Annotated in this window: 15 protein-coding genes; 14 read left to right on the top strand and 1 reads right to left on the bottom strand. The window is 45.7% G+C overall.

Going from position 1 to position 15896, the window contains the following annotated elements; genetic code table 11:
* Positions 1-179 precede the first annotated feature (179 nt).
* On the top strand, positions 180-818 hold the full coding sequence (locus GDZ68_RS01390; RefSeq protein ID WP_153720482.1) for a FusB/FusC family EF-G-binding protein: 639 nt from the start codon (positions 180-182) through the stop codon (positions 816-818).
* A gap of 179 nt (positions 819-997) precedes the next feature.
* On the opposite strand, the gene GDZ68_RS01385 is transcribed toward GDZ68_RS01390, so the two are convergent.
* Positions 998-2686 (bottom strand): Rqc2 family fibronectin-binding protein, encoded by a 1689-nt coding sequence (locus GDZ68_RS01385; protein WP_153720481.1) that lies wholly within the window; start codon positions 2684-2686, stop codon positions 998-1000.
* A 121-nt stretch (positions 2687-2807) separates the two neighbouring features.
* Here GDZ68_RS01385 and gmk point away from each other — a divergent pair, with 121 nt between their 5' ends.
* From gmk to spoVM, 13 genes are all read left to right on the top strand, one after another.
* Complete coding sequence (gmk, locus tag GDZ68_RS01380) at positions 2808-3425, top strand: guanylate kinase (RefSeq protein ID WP_153720480.1); 618 nt, start codon at positions 2808-2810, stop codon at positions 3423-3425.
* Between the two features lie 3 nt (positions 3426-3428).
* Positions 3429-3653 (top strand): DNA-directed RNA polymerase subunit omega, encoded by a 225-nt coding sequence (gene rpoZ / locus GDZ68_RS01375; protein ID WP_153720479.1) that lies wholly within the window; start codon positions 3429-3431, stop codon positions 3651-3653.
* A gap of 105 nt (positions 3654-3758) precedes the next feature.
* Positions 3759-4976 (top strand): bifunctional phosphopantothenoylcysteine decarboxylase/phosphopantothenate--cysteine ligase CoaBC, encoded by a 1218-nt coding sequence (gene coaBC, locus GDZ68_RS01370; protein WP_153720478.1) that lies wholly within the window; start codon positions 3759-3761, stop codon positions 4974-4976.
* Positions 4966-7374 carry a primosomal protein N' gene (gene priA / locus GDZ68_RS01365; RefSeq protein WP_153720477.1) on the top strand — a complete coding sequence of 803 codons (2409 nt, stop codon included), beginning with the start codon at positions 4966-4968 and terminating at the stop codon, positions 7372-7374. The genes coaBC and priA overlap by 11 nt, the downstream gene beginning before the upstream one ends.
* A gap of 274 nt (positions 7375-7648) precedes the next feature.
* A complete protein-coding gene (gene def, locus GDZ68_RS01360) occupies positions 7649-8134 on the top strand; it encodes a peptide deformylase (protein WP_153720476.1) in 486 nt (161 codons plus the stop codon).
* Positions 8131-9069 (top strand): methionyl-tRNA formyltransferase, encoded by a 939-nt coding sequence (fmt, locus tag GDZ68_RS01355; RefSeq protein ID WP_153720475.1) that lies wholly within the window; start codon positions 8131-8133, stop codon positions 9067-9069. The genes def and fmt overlap by 4 nt, the downstream gene beginning before the upstream one ends.
* Positions 9066-10412, top strand: a complete 1347-nt coding sequence (gene rsmB / locus GDZ68_RS01350) for a 16S rRNA (cytosine(967)-C(5))-methyltransferase RsmB (RefSeq protein ID WP_153720474.1) — start codon at positions 9066-9068, stop codon at positions 10410-10412. Before fmt ends, rsmB begins: the two co-directional genes overlap by 4 nt.
* Positions 10413-10435: 23 nt before the next feature.
* A complete protein-coding gene (locus tag GDZ68_RS01345; protein WP_194841011.1) occupies positions 10436-11194 on the top strand; it encodes a Stp1/IreP family PP2C-type Ser/Thr phosphatase in 759 nt (252 codons plus the stop codon).
* Positions 11191-13161: a Stk1 family PASTA domain-containing Ser/Thr kinase gene (pknB, locus tag GDZ68_RS01340; protein ID WP_153720472.1), complete on the top strand. Its 1971-nt coding sequence runs from the start codon at positions 11191-11193 to the stop codon at positions 13159-13161. Before GDZ68_RS01345 ends, pknB begins: the two co-directional genes overlap by 4 nt.
* Positions 13162-13173: 12 nt before the next feature.
* A complete protein-coding gene (rsgA, locus tag GDZ68_RS01335) occupies positions 13174-14055 on the top strand; it encodes a ribosome small subunit-dependent GTPase A (RefSeq protein WP_153720471.1) in 882 nt (293 codons plus the stop codon).
* Positions 14056-14057: 2 nt separating this feature from the next.
* Entirely contained in the window at positions 14058-14726 is a 669-nt protein-coding gene (rpe, locus tag GDZ68_RS01330; RefSeq protein WP_153720470.1) for a ribulose-phosphate 3-epimerase, read from the top strand.
* Positions 14723-15376: a thiamine diphosphokinase gene (locus tag GDZ68_RS01325; RefSeq protein WP_153720469.1), complete on the top strand. Its 654-nt coding sequence runs from the start codon at positions 14723-14725 to the stop codon at positions 15374-15376. The genes rpe and GDZ68_RS01325 overlap by 4 nt, the downstream gene beginning before the upstream one ends.
* Before the next feature lie 13 nt (positions 15377-15389).
* Positions 15390-15551 carry a stage V sporulation protein SpoVM gene (gene spoVM, locus GDZ68_RS01320; RefSeq protein WP_153720468.1) on the top strand — a complete coding sequence of 54 codons (162 nt, stop codon included), beginning with the start codon at positions 15390-15392 and terminating at the stop codon, positions 15549-15551.
* The last annotated feature ends 345 nt before the right edge of the window (positions 15552-15896 follow it).

The following is a 15896-nucleotide window of genomic DNA, read 5'->3' as shown; positions in this document are numbered from 1 at the left end:
ATGGCAACTCAAATGGCATTGCCAGCTTCTAAAAACACTCATGCAAAGCCGGATGATCAAAAGGCGATACTTTGCATGGGGCGAATGGTTATTTAATCGCTTATAATGTAGTTTCTCCATCTCTGATTCGAAGGCTTTGCACTTTGTTTAGCATCAGTAAAACAGAGGAGCTGACAGAAATGAAGAGTGAACAATTTATAAGAAACGATCAGTTCAATTTTATAAAACGGCAGGTATTACAACTGGTGAGTGGTCATGCGACAGTGAATGATCAACATGTCATTAACGCAATGGAATCACTGGCAATTGAGAAAACAGAAGATTTGTTTACAGGGTTAACGCCTATACAAAGGAACATTCTCAACCGTATAGTAAAAGTTGCAGATAAGGAAACAGCCGAACAATATCTAGTAGAAATAGAAGCATACATCATTCCGTTCAAGGAACTTTCGGAGCAGAAATTGCAAAAACTTTTTCCAAAAGTGAAAAAAATGAAGCTGCCGAAAGAAAGACTGAACTATAATAGAATGTCCTTTTTGAGTTACGATGATTTTGGAACGAAAAGAAGATATATTGTCGTGCCGGCTCGGAAGGGCATGATCGGGTTAACGGGCACGTACGAAGAAACGAAGACAAAGCAGATTTGTGCAATATGTAACCGGCTGACTCCTGTTTGTATGTTTATAACAAAAACAAAAGGTGATATCGCTGGAAACTATACAAAGAAAGGGAATTACATCTGTCGAGATTCGGAAGACTGTAATCACCATTTGCTTTCTTTGGATAAAGTATATGAATTTGTCGAGAACATAAAATAGAATGATTGTGGGAAAAGGAAAACTTTGTTTCAGGTGAGCTACTCCACGGGATCGGTTGATTTCATGGTCATCGAAACAATGGAACAAGTTTTTCCTGGCTGTTGAAGGGTGTTTTGCCGATTCGTGTCATCACGGACTCGCCAAAGCACCCTTATTTTTTGCCTACTTTCTTTTATGACTCACTTTCGCAGTGCACGGACCAAATCCTCATTTGGCGTGACAAATAGCGTCTTTTGTTCGAAATAAATAACAAATCCCGGTTTTGCGCCGGAAGGTTTCTTCACATGCTTGATTTCCGTGTAATCGACCGGCACGGAGGAAGACTCACGGGCTTTACTGAAGTAAGCGGACAACCCTGCAGCTTCTTCGATTGTCTGGGCATCTGGTTCAGCGTCATGAATCACTACGTGAGAACCCGGAATATCTTTCGTATGCAGCCAGACATGATCCCGCGCAGCCAGCTTGAACGTCAAATAATCATTCTGTTTATTATTTTTCCCTACCGAAATCGGAACACCGGTTGATGAAACGAATGCTTCCGGTGCAGGTTTTTTCGGTTTTGCTTTCTTTTTACTTCTTCTGGCACGCATAAATCCAAGTTCGACCAATTCTTCACGTATTTCTTCTATGTCAATTGGGGAAGCTTGGTATACCTGCTGCCGCACCATTTCGAAATACTCGATATCTTCTTTAGTTTTCTCCAGCTGCTCTGCAATCCGGATGAGTGCCGTTTTTGCTTTTGAGTAGCGTGAGAAATATTTTTGTGCATTATCAATCGGCGATTTTCTTGGATCAAGCGGAATTGTCACAGTCGTACCCTGCTCATAATAATTTTCCACTGTCACTTCTTTATCGCCTTTATTCAGCATGTAGCTGTTGGCAGTAAGCAGCTCGCCATAAAGCTTTAAAGTATCCAGATTCTGTGCAGTCTGCTCTTCTTTTTGCAGTTTTTTTGATTTGTTTTCAAGCTTTGTGATTTCATTTGAAAGCCAGCGTTCTAAATCGATTGCCTGTGATTTTACCCGTTCCCGCTCTGCTCTTGCAAAATAGACTTTGTCAAGCAGGTCTCCGAGCGTTTCAAATGTTTGGGGAATTCCTTCTATGTGCGTTAATTCTACAGCGGAAAATAGTGTCTTTCCCCCATTTTCTACAACACAAGGCTTCATTGATTCAATATTGAAGCTGTTAAGGAAAGATTTCCAAACAATAAAAGGAACGGCGTCATTCTGCTGTAGACGATATAGAAGCTCTGCGGCCGTCAAAGGGGAGAATCCTGCAAATTGCTGAACTGCATCTCTCGGTTCATTGAGACTCGGCAGGACCGCCATGAACTGCTCTTCAGAAACGCAGAAAGGGTCCAGTTTATCCTGCGGCGGTGCGGGAATAAAAGGCTGTCCCGGTAAAATTGTACGGTAACTGTTCACGGATGGCGGCAGATGCTTCATACTGTCGATGATCAAATCACGTGACGCATCCAGCAAAATTAAATTACTGTGGCGGCCCATGATTTCAATAACAAGCTTTCGCTCAATCTGATCGCCCAGTTCATTTCTTGCCTGCACATTCAAATGAATGATGCGGTCGGTTTCATACTGCTCGATTGATGTAATCATTCCGCCTTCCAGCTGCTTTCTGAGCACCATACAAAATAACGGAGGCTCAGCAGGGTTGGTCAGCACTTCATTCGTCAATTGAATCCTTGAATAAGAAGGATGCAGAGAAACGAGTAATTTATGATTTTTATTATTTGCCCGTATTTGAAAAATAATTTCCTGTGAATTCGGCTGGTGAATTTTAGAAATCCGGCCAGTCTTCAGCTGCTGCAGTTCGCTAACTATTGCTTTCGTAAATAAACCATCAAATGCCATATGGATTCCTCTTTCATTTCGTTTTGTTCCATTTTAGCACTCATCGGTTGATTATGGTATAATATGAACAGATTGCACGCGGTCAAGCCGTGCGAATTAATACATAACAAAGAGGGATTGCATGTACAAACATCGAGGACTCCTAATCGTCCTTTCTGGTCCGTCCGGCGTAGGAAAAGGAACCGTCCGTAAAGAACTGTTCTCAAGCCCGGACACCAACTATGAATATTCCATATCGATGACGACCAGAAATCCGCGTGAAGGCGAAGTGGACGGCGTGGACTATTTCTTCCGGTCACGCGAAGTATTTGAGCAAATGATCCAGGATGGAAAACTTCTTGAATACGCTGAGTATGTAGGAAACTATTACGGCACGCCCATTGATTACGTCAATGAAACACTGGACGCAGGGCGCGACGTATTCCTTGAGATTGAAGTGGTCGGTGCTGCGCAGGTGCGTGAAAAAGTGCCGAACGGCCTGTTTATCTTTTTGGCACCTCCAAGCTTAAGTGACTTAGAAACCCGTTTAATCGGAAGAGGGACGGAAGCATCGGATATCATTGCCGACCGGGTATTGAAGGCCAGAGATGAACTTGAAATGATGCATCTGTACGACTATGTAGTTGAAAACGACGAGGTCTCCAAAGCATGCGACCGTGTCAATGCGATTGTTACAGCAGAGCATTGCCGCAGAGAGCGTGTGGAGAAGAGATACTTACAAATGTTGGAGGGAGAATAAACTATGTTATATCCATCAGTTGATTCACTAAAAGGGAAAGTTGATTCTAAATACACATTGGTTACACTGGCAGCTAAACGTGCACGTGAACTGCAGGAAAAGAAAAACGAACTGCTTCACTCATACCGTGCTGATAAAAGTGTAGGCCGCGCGCTCGAAGAAGTAGCAGCCGGCGTTTTGATCAACAAACAGGCGGACGCATCGATTATCTATGAGGATGAAATTTGATTTAAGAGCCTGATTTAAATAAAAAAAGACTCCCTTGGAATTCAACAGTTCTCAGGGAGTTTGTTATTTTATCAGATGATCTCAGAAAGAGGGAAGGGGACCCTGGTGATGAATAATAAAAATATACTGCTTTGTGTGACGGGCGGTATTGCAGTCTATAAAGCGGTGGCGCTCGTCAGCAAACTGTCTCAGGCTGGCGCTGACGTGAAAGTGGTAATGACAGACTCCGCTATGGAATTTGTACAGCCCTTATCGTTTCAAGTAATGTCCAGAAATGATGTCTATACGGATACTTTCGATGAAAAAGATTCCCGTGTGATCGCACATATCGACCTGGCAGACTGGGCTGACCTCATTATCGTCGCCCCTGCAACCGCAAATGTGATCGGGAAATTGGCGAACGGAATTGCAGACGATATGGTGACAACCATCTTGCTCGCAACGGAAGCAGATGTCTGGATTGCGCCTGCCATGAACGTTCATATGTACTCGCACCCTGCAGTTGTGAGGAATATTGAACAACTTCACTTAGATGGCTATCATTTTATTGAGCCGTCTGAAGGTTTTTTAGCATGCGGTTATGTAGGTAAAGGACGCTTGGAAGAACCGGAACGCATCACCGAACTGGTAAAACAGCATTTCAATGGCAAGCAGAATTTGCCTCTCAAAGGGAAAAAAGTAGTGATCACGGCAGGTCCTACGCGTGAACGGATAGATCCAGTACGCTATATTACGAATTTCTCAAGCGGGAAAATGGGCTATTCAATGGCGGCTGCGGCTCAAAAGCTCGGCGCAGAAACAGTGCTTATTTCCGGACCGGTCGAATTACCGGTTCCTGCAGGAGTAAAGATTATTCACGTAGAAAGTGCTGCGGATATGTATGAAGCGGTGCTGGGTGAATTTCCGGATGCTTCTATTGTAGTGAAATCGGCTGCAGTGGCAGATTACCGGCCGAAATCTGTTCACGATCAGAAAATGAAGAAACAAGAAGGCGACGATGTCCTTGAACTTGAGCGTACAACAGATATCCTGAAGTCGCTTGGCGAGCGGAAAGAGCATCAGCTGTTAGTGGGCTTTGCAGCGGAAACTAATGATGTAATCGCTTATGGACAGAAGAAGCTGGAATCAAAGAATTTAGATTATATTATCGTCAACGATGTAACCGATCCGGAAGGCGGCTTCGGCAGCGACACGAATGTCGTCACCCTCCTTTCGAGAAAAGGCGGAGTTATTCCGTTTACTGCCATGCCGAAAGAGCAACTGGCACTTCATTTATTCGAAACGATTATTCAGCAGGAAGGCGGCAATTTGGATGATCGCTGAAGTCATTGTCGATGTGGCGGCTTATCCGATTGACCGCCCTTTTGATTATGCGGTACCGGCGGAATGGGAAGCTGTGATGGAGCCCGGACTTCGTGTAAAGGTTCCGTTTGGGCCCCGTAAAGTTGTTGGGTATGTCACGGGAATCAAAATGGACAGTGAGCTGGATTCTGCCAAAATCAAATCAATCATAGAGATCATAGACTTAGAGCCTGTGCTATCTCCCGAACTTTTGCAGCTGTCCCGCTGGATGGCAGATGAAACGATTGCCTATGAAATCGATGCGCTGCAAGTCATGCTGCCGGCAGCGATGCGTGCAAAATACGAAAAAATTATGCGCGTCATCAAACCTGAATTGCTTGATGAACATTTCCTTGAATTTCTTGGCAAACGCCGGCAAGTAACGCTGAAGGCTTTGCAGGATGCTCATTTGCTGAATGAAGCCAAAAAATACAGTGAAGCAGGAGCCGTTCAGATCGATACGGCCGTGCAGCAAAAGACGAAAATAAAAAAAGTCCGGATGATACATATCCCGGATGCAGACCATTTGCAGTCAGCTTTGGCAGATACGCATGCCAATGCAAAAAAACAAATAGAATTAATCAATTGGCTGCTAGAGCATCCGTCTTCTTCATTGGAAGCAAGTGAAATTATGAATAAAACCGGTGTGAAGGCAAATGTTTTGAAGGCGCTGCTCGATAAAAAAGTGGTCGAGGAATCGCAAGTGGAAGTGTATAGGGAACTGGATGCACCGAAAATGCGTGACAGCGGCAAACCGGAACAGCTGACGGATGAGCAGCAAGTATCGCTAACAGCCATTGAACAAGCAAGTGATCAGGAGAAACAAGAAACATTCCTGCTTCATGGAATCACGGGAAGCGGCAAGACGGAAGTGTATTTGCAGGCAATCGATCATGTACTGAAAAAAGGCAAGGAAGCGATTGTGCTCGTTCCTGAAATTTCATTGACTCCTCAAATGACTGCACGTTTCAAAGCGCGCTTTGGCGAGCTCGTTGCGGTGCTGCACAGCGGTTTATCGTCAGGAGAGAAGTATGATGAATGGCGGAGGATTCACCGGGGAGAAGTGAAAGTGGCTATCGGCGCACGCTCGGCAGTTTTTGCTCCGTTTACTAATTTGGGCCTGCTTATATTAGATGAGGAGCATGAATCTACTTATAAGCAGGAAGAATCTCCGAGATATCATGCGCGTGATGTAGCGATTTGGCGGGGGGATTATTATCAGTGTCCGGTCATATTGGGAAGCGCTACACCGTCTTTAGAATCGTATGCCCGGGCAACAAAGGGTGTATATACCTTATTGACCTTAACGAAACGTGCCAAACAGCAGGCGTTGCCGAGTGTACAAGTTGTGGATATGCGGGAAGAACTGAAAGCAGGGAACCGATCGATGTTTTCCCTTGCCTTGGCAGATGCGATCAGAGAGCGGCTGGAGCGCAAGGAACAGATTGTCTTGCTGCTGAATAAAAGGGGCTTTTCGAGCTTCGTATTATGCAGAGACTGCGGTACTGTGGTGGAATGTCCGAATTGTGATATTTCCCTAACCTATCACCGTTCATCCGAAAGTTTAAAATGCCATTATTGCGGTCATGAACAGCCAGTGCCGCTTGAGTGTCCGGAATGCGAAAGTGAGCATATCCGGTTTTTTGGAACAGGCACGCAAAAAGCACAGGAAGAGTTGTATAAACTGGTGCCGGAAGCTCGCGTCATTCGCATGGATGTGGATACAACGGGAACGAAAGGCGCGCATGAGCGGCTTTTGCATGATTTTGGAGAAGGTAAAGCAGATATCCTGCTCGGCACGCAGATGATCGCCAAGGGACTGGATTTCCCAAGAATAACGCTGGTTGGCGTGCTGGCGGCAGATACGTCGCTTCATCTGGCCGATTTCCGCGCTGCAGAGAAAACGTTTCAGCTGCTGACACAGGTAAGCGGCAGAGCGGGGCGTGATCAGCTTCCCGGTGAAGTAGTCATTCAGACATACGATCCCGAACATTATGCAATCGAGCTGTCAAAGTCCCAGCTCTATGTGCCGTTTTATGATATGGAAATGGAACGAAGAAGACAGCTCGGCTATCCGCCCTATTATTATGTGACTGTCGTACAGTTCAGCCACGAAGATGTATTAAAAGCGGCCGATTATGCGCATAAAGGCACAGCCTTCCTCGCGGAGCGTCTGTCTGCAGGCTCCGTCATCATCGGACCGACAGCTGCTGCAATCAGCCGTCTCAACAATAGATATCGTTATCAATGTTTGGTAAAATACAAACAAGAACCAGCTCTCATCCCCGTTTTGCAGGAATTGCTGAAACATTATAAAACGAACTGGGTGAAAGACGGACTGATCATGTCGATAAATCGTGAACCCACTGCAATATTTTAATTGAAGCAGTGCTGCAGCTTAAAAACTGCATTGGAACACCACTGGTATCACACAAAAATGTTAAAAGAAGCAGCCAGTGTACCGAAGTGGAAGGCGGCGACTCCGGGAGGATCAGCCCGACAGGTAAGACAACTTTGGGGAGCTTGCGACCAAGTTGGCTTACCGCGGGCCCTCCGGAACGCGTCCGCCTGGAACGCAGGGAAACGGTCTCATTCTACAAGCCTGCTCTCTATACCGCAAAAAAGATTTTTAACTTTAGAAATGAGGAATTATTTTGGCTATATTGGAAATTGTAAAACATCCCTCTCCGGTTTTGACGGCACCTTGTGAAGAGGTCACCGTATTTGATGAAAAACTGGGAGCATTATTAGACGACATGTATGAAACGATGGTTGAGAATGACGGAGTGGGCATTGCAGCTCCGCAAGTCGGCAAGTCGATTCGTGCGGCCATCGTAGATTTCGATGAAGAACAGGACATTATTGAAATGATCAACCCGGTAGTTACAGCGACTGGCGGCTCTGAAATAGAAGTAGAAGGCTGCCTCAGTTTCCCTGGATTATTCGGAGAAGTAGAGCGACCTTTCCATGTGCGCATCGAAGCGCAAGAGCGTGACGGCAGACTGTATGAACTGGAAGCAGAAGGGTACGAAGCACGTGCGATTCTGCATGAAATTGATCATCTGAACGGAATTCTATTCGATAAGAAAATACAGCGCATTGTAGATCCTTCCGAGTTTGAAGAGGAGGATGACGAATGACGAAAATCATTTTTATGGGAACTCCGCAGTTTTCCGTACCGGTTCTCACCATGCTTCACGAAGAAGGTTATGAAATCTTAGCGGTTGTTACGCAGCCTGACCGTCCTGTCGGGCGCAAGCGTGTGCTCACTCCGCCTCCTGTGAAGGAAGAAGCAGTCCGGCTTGGTTTGCCGGTCATTCAGCCGGAGAAACTAAAAGGTTCAGCTGAACTGCAGGAAATCATTAATCTCCAGCCAGAATTAATCGTAACAGCGGCATTTGGTCAATTGCTTCCCAATGAACTACTGGATGCACCGAAGCTTGGCTGTATTAATGTCCACGCCTCGCTTCTGCCGAAATACCGTGGAGGTGCGCCGATTCATCAATCCGTAATGGACGGTGAAAAGGAAACCGGCGTGACCATCATGTATATGGCTGAAAAGCTGGATGCCGGAGATATCATCTCTCAAGTCTCTCTGCCGATTGAAGAGACCGACGATACAGGAAGTATGTTCGATAAGTTGTCGGAGGCAGGGACCATCTTACTGAAAGAAACACTTCCTTCGATAGTTAATGGCACGAATGAACGGAAAGTACAGGATGAGACACAGGTGACCTTTGCGAGAAATATTTCTAGAGAACAAGAACGAATCAACTGGACAAATTCTGCCCGTTCTATATATAACCAGGTAAGAGGTCTGCATCCGTGGCCGGTAGCTTATACGAAGTTCGCGGATGACCAGGTGAAAATTTGGTGGGGACAGACAGAGGAACAAATATCCGAAGCAGCACCAGGTGAGATTATAGGCCTGGAAAAAGACCGTATCATCGTGCAGACAGGTGACGGAGCGTTTGCGATTACAGACCTGCAGCCTGCAGGAAAAAAACGAATGACAGCCACCGTTTTCCTTAATGGAATCGGCTCTAAGTGGCAAGTGGGAGAAAAATTTGAATGACACATTATAATAAGAAAATTTGGCGCGGGAATGTCCGTGATGCTGCTCTTTCGATTTTGATGGATATTGAAAACGAACAGGCATTCAGCAATTTATTACTTCATAAGACGATTGAATTATATGATCTGCCCCAAAAAGACCGCGCATTATTGACGGAATTAACATACGGGACTTTGCAGCAGCAAATGACGCTGGATTATTATCTGGCTCCTTATATTCGGGGGAAACTGCAGCCGTGGGTTCGTCAGTTATTACGATTGTCTGTTTATCAAATCGTTTACTTATCGAAAATACCTGAACATGCAGTCGTCAATGAAGCGGTTAAAATCGCCAACAAGCGCGGCCACAAAGGCGTTTCATCAATGGTCAACGGGATTTTGCGCTCTATACTGCGTGAAGGTGTTCCTTCATTAGATGAAATAAAAGATCCTGTCACCCGTTTATCCATAGAAACGAGTCACCCGGAGTGGCTGATAAAGAGATGGATTGAACAATATGGAATGGAAGAAGCGACCGCCATTGCAGTCATTAATAATCTGCCGCCTGTCACGACTGCACGGATTAACTCTGTCAAGACCAACAGAGGAGAAGTGATCGGCCTGCTTAAGAAAGAAGGAGTTCTTGCATCTCCCGGTAATTTAACGGAAGGCAGTATTCAAGTGGAATCAGGCAGTTTAGCATCCACCGAAGCCTATAAACAAGGCTTGCTGACAGTTCAGGATGAGAGCTCTATGTTGCCGGCCTTGGCTCTGCAGGCGGAACCCGGAATGAAAGTGCTGGACATGTGCGCAGCCCCCGGCGGGAAAACTACTCATATCGCAGAACGTATGAAAGATGACGGGGAAGTGCAGGCGCATGATCTTCATCCGCATAAATTGCGTTTGATTGAGCAGAACGCGAAGCGCCTTGGTCTGACTTCTATTCAGACACACAGCGGCGACAGCAGAGAGCTGTTATCCACTTATGAGCCGCAGTCTTTCGACAGAGTGCTCGTTGATGCACCTTGCAGCGGTTTAGGAGTTATTCGCAGAAAGCCTGAGATTAAATACAAAAAGACACTTCAAGACATCGAAAATTTGGCGTCCATTCAAAAAGATCTTCTGCAAGTCGCCAGCCAATTGGTGAAAAAAGGCGGCCGTTTAGTTTATAGCACTTGTACGATTGATAAAACAGAAAACCAGGAAATCGCGGAATGGTTTTTAAACGAACAGCCTGATTTTGAATTGGTGCCGCTGGATATACTGGGTGAAAAGAGCAACCGTGAGTTTGTTCAGGTCTTACCGCATCAATATGAAAGCGATGGGTTCTTTGTAGTTGCTTTGCAGAGAAAAACTGACCTGTAAGATAGGGAATGGGGGATTGGCTGATGAAATATGAAATCCGCTCAGATACCGGGCTGAAACGAACGGTAAATGAAGATGAAGCGGCCGTGTTCGTTCATTCAAGAAACAATGCAGTGCTTGCTGTCATTGCAGACGGAATGGGCGGGCATAAAGGAGGAGATTATGCCAGTGCCACTGCCGTGCAGATGATTGGAGAGCAATTCATGTCTGCAAGTGGCGAAGTGGAGACAGAACAGGATTGGTACGATCTGCTTTATGATTCTGTCGTGGATGTTAATCTATATTTGTATAATAAAGCACAGCAGGATGAAAGCTATAAAGGGATGGGCACCACACTTGATCTGGCATTGGTTTTGGGAGATCAATGCCTGGTTTTTCACGTAGGCGACAGCCGGATCTATCAAGTGACCGGCAAAGCGATCCGGCAAATTACAAAAGATCATTCATTTGTCAATGTACTCCTCGAAAGCGGCGAAATTACCGAGCAGGAAGCGGAAGTACATCCACAACGTAATTGGATAATGAAAGCGGTGGGTTCTGAGAAATCGATCGTCCCGGATCTATATACAATCGACTTGCCTTCGAAATCTTATTTGCTGCTTTGTACAGATGGTTTAAGCAATAAAATTGAAAAAGAATTGATGCTGGATATTATATTACGTAATGTTCCATTAGCGGAAAAAGCCGATAATTTTGTAGAATTGGCTAATAATCGCGGCGGCGAAGACAATATCACGGTGATTTTATTGGAAATACCTGAAAACGAGGTGATTCCAACATGATCGGAAGACGAATCGGACAGCGCTATGAAATTATCCGCGTCATTGGAGACGGGGGAATGTCACGGGTTTATCTGGCTCATGATATTATCTTGGATCGTGATGTGGCGATTAAAGTCCTGCACTATGATTTCGCCAATGAAGAAGAACTGAAAAAACGATTCCAGCGGGAAGCATTGTCGGCAACCAGTCTGACACACCCGCATATCGTTAATATTTTTGATGTAGGTCAAGAAGACGAACTCCATTATTTAGTGATGGAATACATACCTGGCCGTACATTGAAGGAATATATTCATACGCACGGCGCGCTGACTGCTGAACATGCGGTGTCCATTATGCTTCAGCTGGTATCTGCTATTTCTCATGCGCATCATAATGGTATCGTGCACCGGGACATCAAGCCGCAGAATGTGCTGATGAACGGTGAAGATGACGTGAAAATAACAGACTTCGGTATTGCGATGGCTTTGAATTCCACTGCTCACACGAAAACCAACTCGGTAATCGGTACGGTTCATTATCTTTCTCCTGAACAGGCAAGAGGGGGGATGGCGACAAAGCGTTCCGATATTTATTCTCTCGGCATCGTTTTTTATGAACTGCTTACAGGGAAATTGCCATTTTCTGCAGAAACAGCTGTGGCGATAGCGTTGAAGCATCTTCAGGAAGAAACACCTTCAGTTCGTGAACAGATGCCTGAAATTCCGCAAAGTGTGGAAAACGTCATCTTGAAAGCTACGGCAAAAGATGCGAACTACCGCTATGATACAGCAGATGATATGTACGATGACTTGCTGACTGTGCTTTCCCCGGAACGTGCAAATGAAGCAAAGTTCACCCTGCCGTTTGATGATGACCGTACTGTAGCGATTCCTATTGTAAAGGATCCGAATAAATTTAATAATGTCGAAGATACAGTCAAAATCGCACCGGTAAAAAAAGAGCCAGAACCGGTTGTTCCTGAAAAGAAGAAAAAGAAAAAGAAAAAGTGGCCGGTCATTCTGGGTGTCAGTGTGCTGATTATTGCGTTGCTCGCGGTATTACTGACGATGCTGCTGAAACCAAAAGAGATTATTGTCCCTAAAGTTGTTGGCGAAGAAGAGTTGGCGGCTACAGAAATTCTTGAAAAAGAAGGCTTTGTAATTGACGAACGATTCGAAGAAACTTCTGATGAATTTATTGCAGGACAGGTGATTAAGACGGTTCCTGAAGCGGGCAAGAAGCGTAAAGAAGGCGACGGAGTGAAATTATTTGTCAGTCTGGGCAAAGACAAAATGACTTTGGAAGACTATACAGGCCGTAATTACGAAGCAACAGTGCGACTGTTGGAGAGCTATGGATTCGAGTTTGGTGATCCTGTTGAAGAATACAATGATGAACCGGAAGGAACCATAATCGGCCAGCAGCCCGAGGCCGGCGAAGAAGTCGTGCCGGATGAGGCTGAACTGATCTTTACCGTCAGTAAAGGGAAGGAACTTCAGTCATTGAATGATCTGCGCGGCATGTCTGAAAAAGAACTGAAAAGCTACGCAAAGAGCTCCGGATTCAATATTCATATTGTCAGTGAGGAGTATTCAGAGAGTGTAGAAAAAGGCCGTGTGATTTCTCAAAAGCCTTCTAAAGGAACTAAAATGGATAAAAACGGCCGTGTAGATGTCGTCCTTTCCAAAGGAGCGCCGAGTAAACCGGTGAAGCTGCTGGTCAAGACGATTACGATACCTTATGAATATCAGGAATTTGACGAAGACGGAGACGGCGAGGCGGAAATGCAGCCTCAGAAAATCCAAATTTATATACAGGATCGCAACCGTACGATGAATGATCCTGCGGAAGAATTTGAAATTACGGAAGATACTACACGAAAGATTTCAATTGAGCTGGAGCAGGGAGGGCGCGGAGGTTATAAAATTCTGCGTGACCAGACCGTTATAGAAGAAGATAAATTCGATTACAAAGAGTTGGATTAAAGGAGGAGTTCGATGGCAGAAGGTCAGATTCGAAAAGCAATCAGCGGTTTTTATTATGTAGAACACGAGGGTGAATTGATTCAATGTAAAAGCCGCGGCGTGTTCCGTTTGAAAAAGATTAACCCGCTGGTTGGCGATACAGTCACATATGTTCCGGATGGAGAGAATGATGCGCTGATCACGGATGTTCACCCGCGAAAAAGCGAGCTGGTCAGGCCGCCAATCGCGAATGTGGACCAGGCGCTTCTTGTCTTCTCCGTCGTCGAACCAGACATGAGCCTGCGTTTGCTGGACCGTTTTCTGACGGTCATTGAATCCCATCAGCTTGAGCCGATTATCTATATCTCAAAAGAAGATCTTGCAGATGACCGGACGGTGGAAGCTAATGAAAGTAATTTAACATACTATCAGAACATCGGCTACACTATACTGCGCAACCGCGGCAATGAAGATACGCTGCTGGAAGTGCTGCGCCCCTATTTAACTGACAAGACTACTGTTCTCGCGGGGCAGTCGGGTGTAGGGAAGTCTACCCTGCTGAATACGCTGCTGCCTGAGCTGGATCTAAAAACCGGGGTCATTTCTGATGCTCTCGGGCGCGGAAAACACACGACACGTCATGTGGAACTGATGGAAGTGGCGGGTGGTTTAGTAGCAGATACACCGGGTTTCAGTTCACTCGATTTTGATCATATTGAAAAGGAAGAGCTGCGGAATTATTTCCTTGAAATTGCCGAAGCCGGTGAAAGATGCAAATTCAGAGGGTGCATTCATGTGAAAGAACCTGGCTGCGCAGTGAAATCGCAGGTGGAAGAAGGCGTTATCTCTGATTCACGCTACAAAAATTATTTATTATTCCTACAGGAAATTACAGACCGAAAGCCGAGGTATTGATCATGATAAAAATCGCACCGTCTATTTTAGCAGCAGACTTTGCAAAGCTTGGAGAAGAAGTGAAGGAAGTAGAAAAAGCAGGTGCTGAACTGATTCATATTGACGTCATGGACGGTCATTTCGTACCGAACATTACGATGGGGCCTATTGTAGTGGAAGCATTGCGTCCGCTGACGGATCTGCCGCTTGACGTTCATTTGATGATTGAAAATCCGGACGATTATATCGAAAGCTTCGCAAAAGCAGGCGCGGATTATATTACAGTTCACGTGGAAGCCTGCCGTCATCTGCACAGAACGCTTCAATTGATCAAATCAGCAGGTGCGAAGCCGGGTGTCGTTCTGAATCCACACACCCCTGTTGAGCAGATCATGCACGTGCTTGAAGATGTGGAAATGGTCCTGTTTATGACAGTGAATCCTGGATTCGGCGGACAGTCATTTATTCATTCTGTTATACCGAAAGTGAAGCAGCTGTCAGACATAATTAAAGAACGCGGCCTGTCAATTGAAATTGAGATTGACGGCGGCATTAATGAAGAAACGATTAAGCCATGTGTAGAAGCCGGCGCGACAATTTTTGTTGCGGGCTCTGCAATTTACAATCAGGAAGACCGGGCAAAAGCATTGCAGGCGATTAAATCTGCCGGCGAGAGTGTGAGTATTCAATGAAATATGCCATCATTTGCGCGGCGGGTCCTATTGAAGAAGTAGTGGATTTAGCGGAATATGATCAGGAAGATACGGTTTATATCGGGGTGGACCGCGGGGCTTTTTATTTATTGGAAAAAGGTATTCAGCCGAATGAAGCGGTGGGAGACTTTGATTCGGTGTCTGAAGAGCAGTTTGCAGCGATAAAATCTTCTGTAGATATTATTCATCAGGCCAATGAAGAAAAAGATGAAACAGATACCGAACTGGCTATGCAGCGGGCGCTGGCGTATGAGCCGGATTATATTGTATTGACAGGTGTCACGGGCGGACGTCTCGATCACTTGCAGTCAGCGCTGCATTTGCTGTACCGCATGCAGTCAGAGCATCGCAAAGTGAAGTTTAAAATTCACAATACGACGAATGATATACGAGTCATGCTGCCCGGAGTACGCCGGGTGAAAAAAGATGAGCGTTATCCTTATACCTCATTTTTCTCGTTTGGCCCTGTCGTGACAGGCTTGACGCTCACTGGTTTCAAGTATGAGACGGTCAATGAACGGCTCGAAATGGGCATGACCCGATTTACGAGTAATGAAACGGCGGCGGATGTTTGTACTATCTCTTTCCGTGACGGCATATGCTTAATGGTAAGGAGTTCAGATTCCTGAAAGGAGTGGGGATTTGCGAGTATATACATTCACGCTGCCGAAGTTCGTCAGCAATATCGTCAGAAAATGCGCAGTCGCGTTCCAGAAGGACGGCCGTGCTAAATCAACTGTTGCTGCGAATAGTAAAGCCAGCAAGTCGAAAAGACGTAAAAAAGAAAAAACACAAGGCGCCTGATATAGGCGCCTTGTGTTTTTTTTTGCATATAAGACTTGTGACGTCCTGCTTCAGACGGCAGATGCTCGGGTCATAAGCCGAATCTAAACGCCGTCTTCAGCATTTGATTACATCCAGCTTCAAGCGCCAGCCTCTCGGAACGTTTCGGACTCGCCAGAAAGGCAAAAAGCGCCTTTATGGCAAGTCCTCCAACGTCTGTCGAGGCTGCCCGGCGCTTTCAGCATTTGATTACATCCAGCTTCAAGCGCCAGCCTCTCGGAGCGTTTCAGACTCGCCAGAAAGGCAAAAAGCGCCTTTATGGCAAGTCCTCCAACGTCTGTCGAGGCTGCCCGGCGCTTTCAGCAT

Origin of the sequence: Sporosarcina cascadiensis (genome assembly GCF_009650995.1) — a bacterium.
GTDB lineage: Bacteria > Bacillota > Bacilli > Bacillales_A > Planococcaceae > Sporosarcina > Sporosarcina cascadiensis.
This window is presented reverse-complemented; position numbering and strand designations above follow the sequence as displayed.

Bases quoted from the DNA above. Each gene is read 5' to 3' on its own strand.
- GDZ68_RS01390 (WP_153720482.1), top strand. From the start codon at position 180: ATGAAGAGTGAACAATTTATAAGAAACGATCAGTTCAATTTTATAAAA.
- GDZ68_RS01385 (WP_153720481.1), bottom strand. From the start codon at position 2,686: ATGGCATTTGATGGTTTATTTACGAAAGCAATAGTTAGCGAACTGCAG.
- gmk (WP_153720480.1), top strand. From the start codon at position 2,808: ATGTACAAACATCGAGGACTCCTAATCGTCCTTTCTGGTCCGTCCGGC.
- rpoZ (WP_153720479.1), top strand. From the start codon at position 3,429: ATGTTATATCCATCAGTTGATTCACTAAAAGGGAAAGTTGATTCTAAA.
- priA (WP_153720477.1), top strand. From the start codon at position 4,966: ATGATCGCTGAAGTCATTGTCGATGTGGCGGCTTATCCGATTGACCGC.
- fmt (WP_153720475.1), top strand. From the start codon at position 8,131: ATGACGAAAATCATTTTTATGGGAACTCCGCAGTTTTCCGTACCGGTT.
- rsmB (WP_153720474.1), top strand. From the start codon at position 9,066: ATGACACATTATAATAAGAAAATTTGGCGCGGGAATGTCCGTGATGCT.
- GDZ68_RS01345 (WP_194841011.1), top strand. From the start codon at position 10,436: ATGAAATATGAAATCCGCTCAGATACCGGGCTGAAACGAACGGTAAAT.
- pknB (WP_153720472.1), top strand. From the start codon at position 11,191: ATGATCGGAAGACGAATCGGACAGCGCTATGAAATTATCCGCGTCATT.
- rsgA (WP_153720471.1), top strand. From the start codon at position 13,174: ATGGCAGAAGGTCAGATTCGAAAAGCAATCAGCGGTTTTTATTATGTA.
- rpe (WP_153720470.1), top strand. From the start codon at position 14,058: ATGATAAAAATCGCACCGTCTATTTTAGCAGCAGACTTTGCAAAGCTT.
- GDZ68_RS01325 (WP_153720469.1), top strand. From the start codon at position 14,723: ATGAAATATGCCATCATTTGCGCGGCGGGTCCTATTGAAGAAGTAGTG.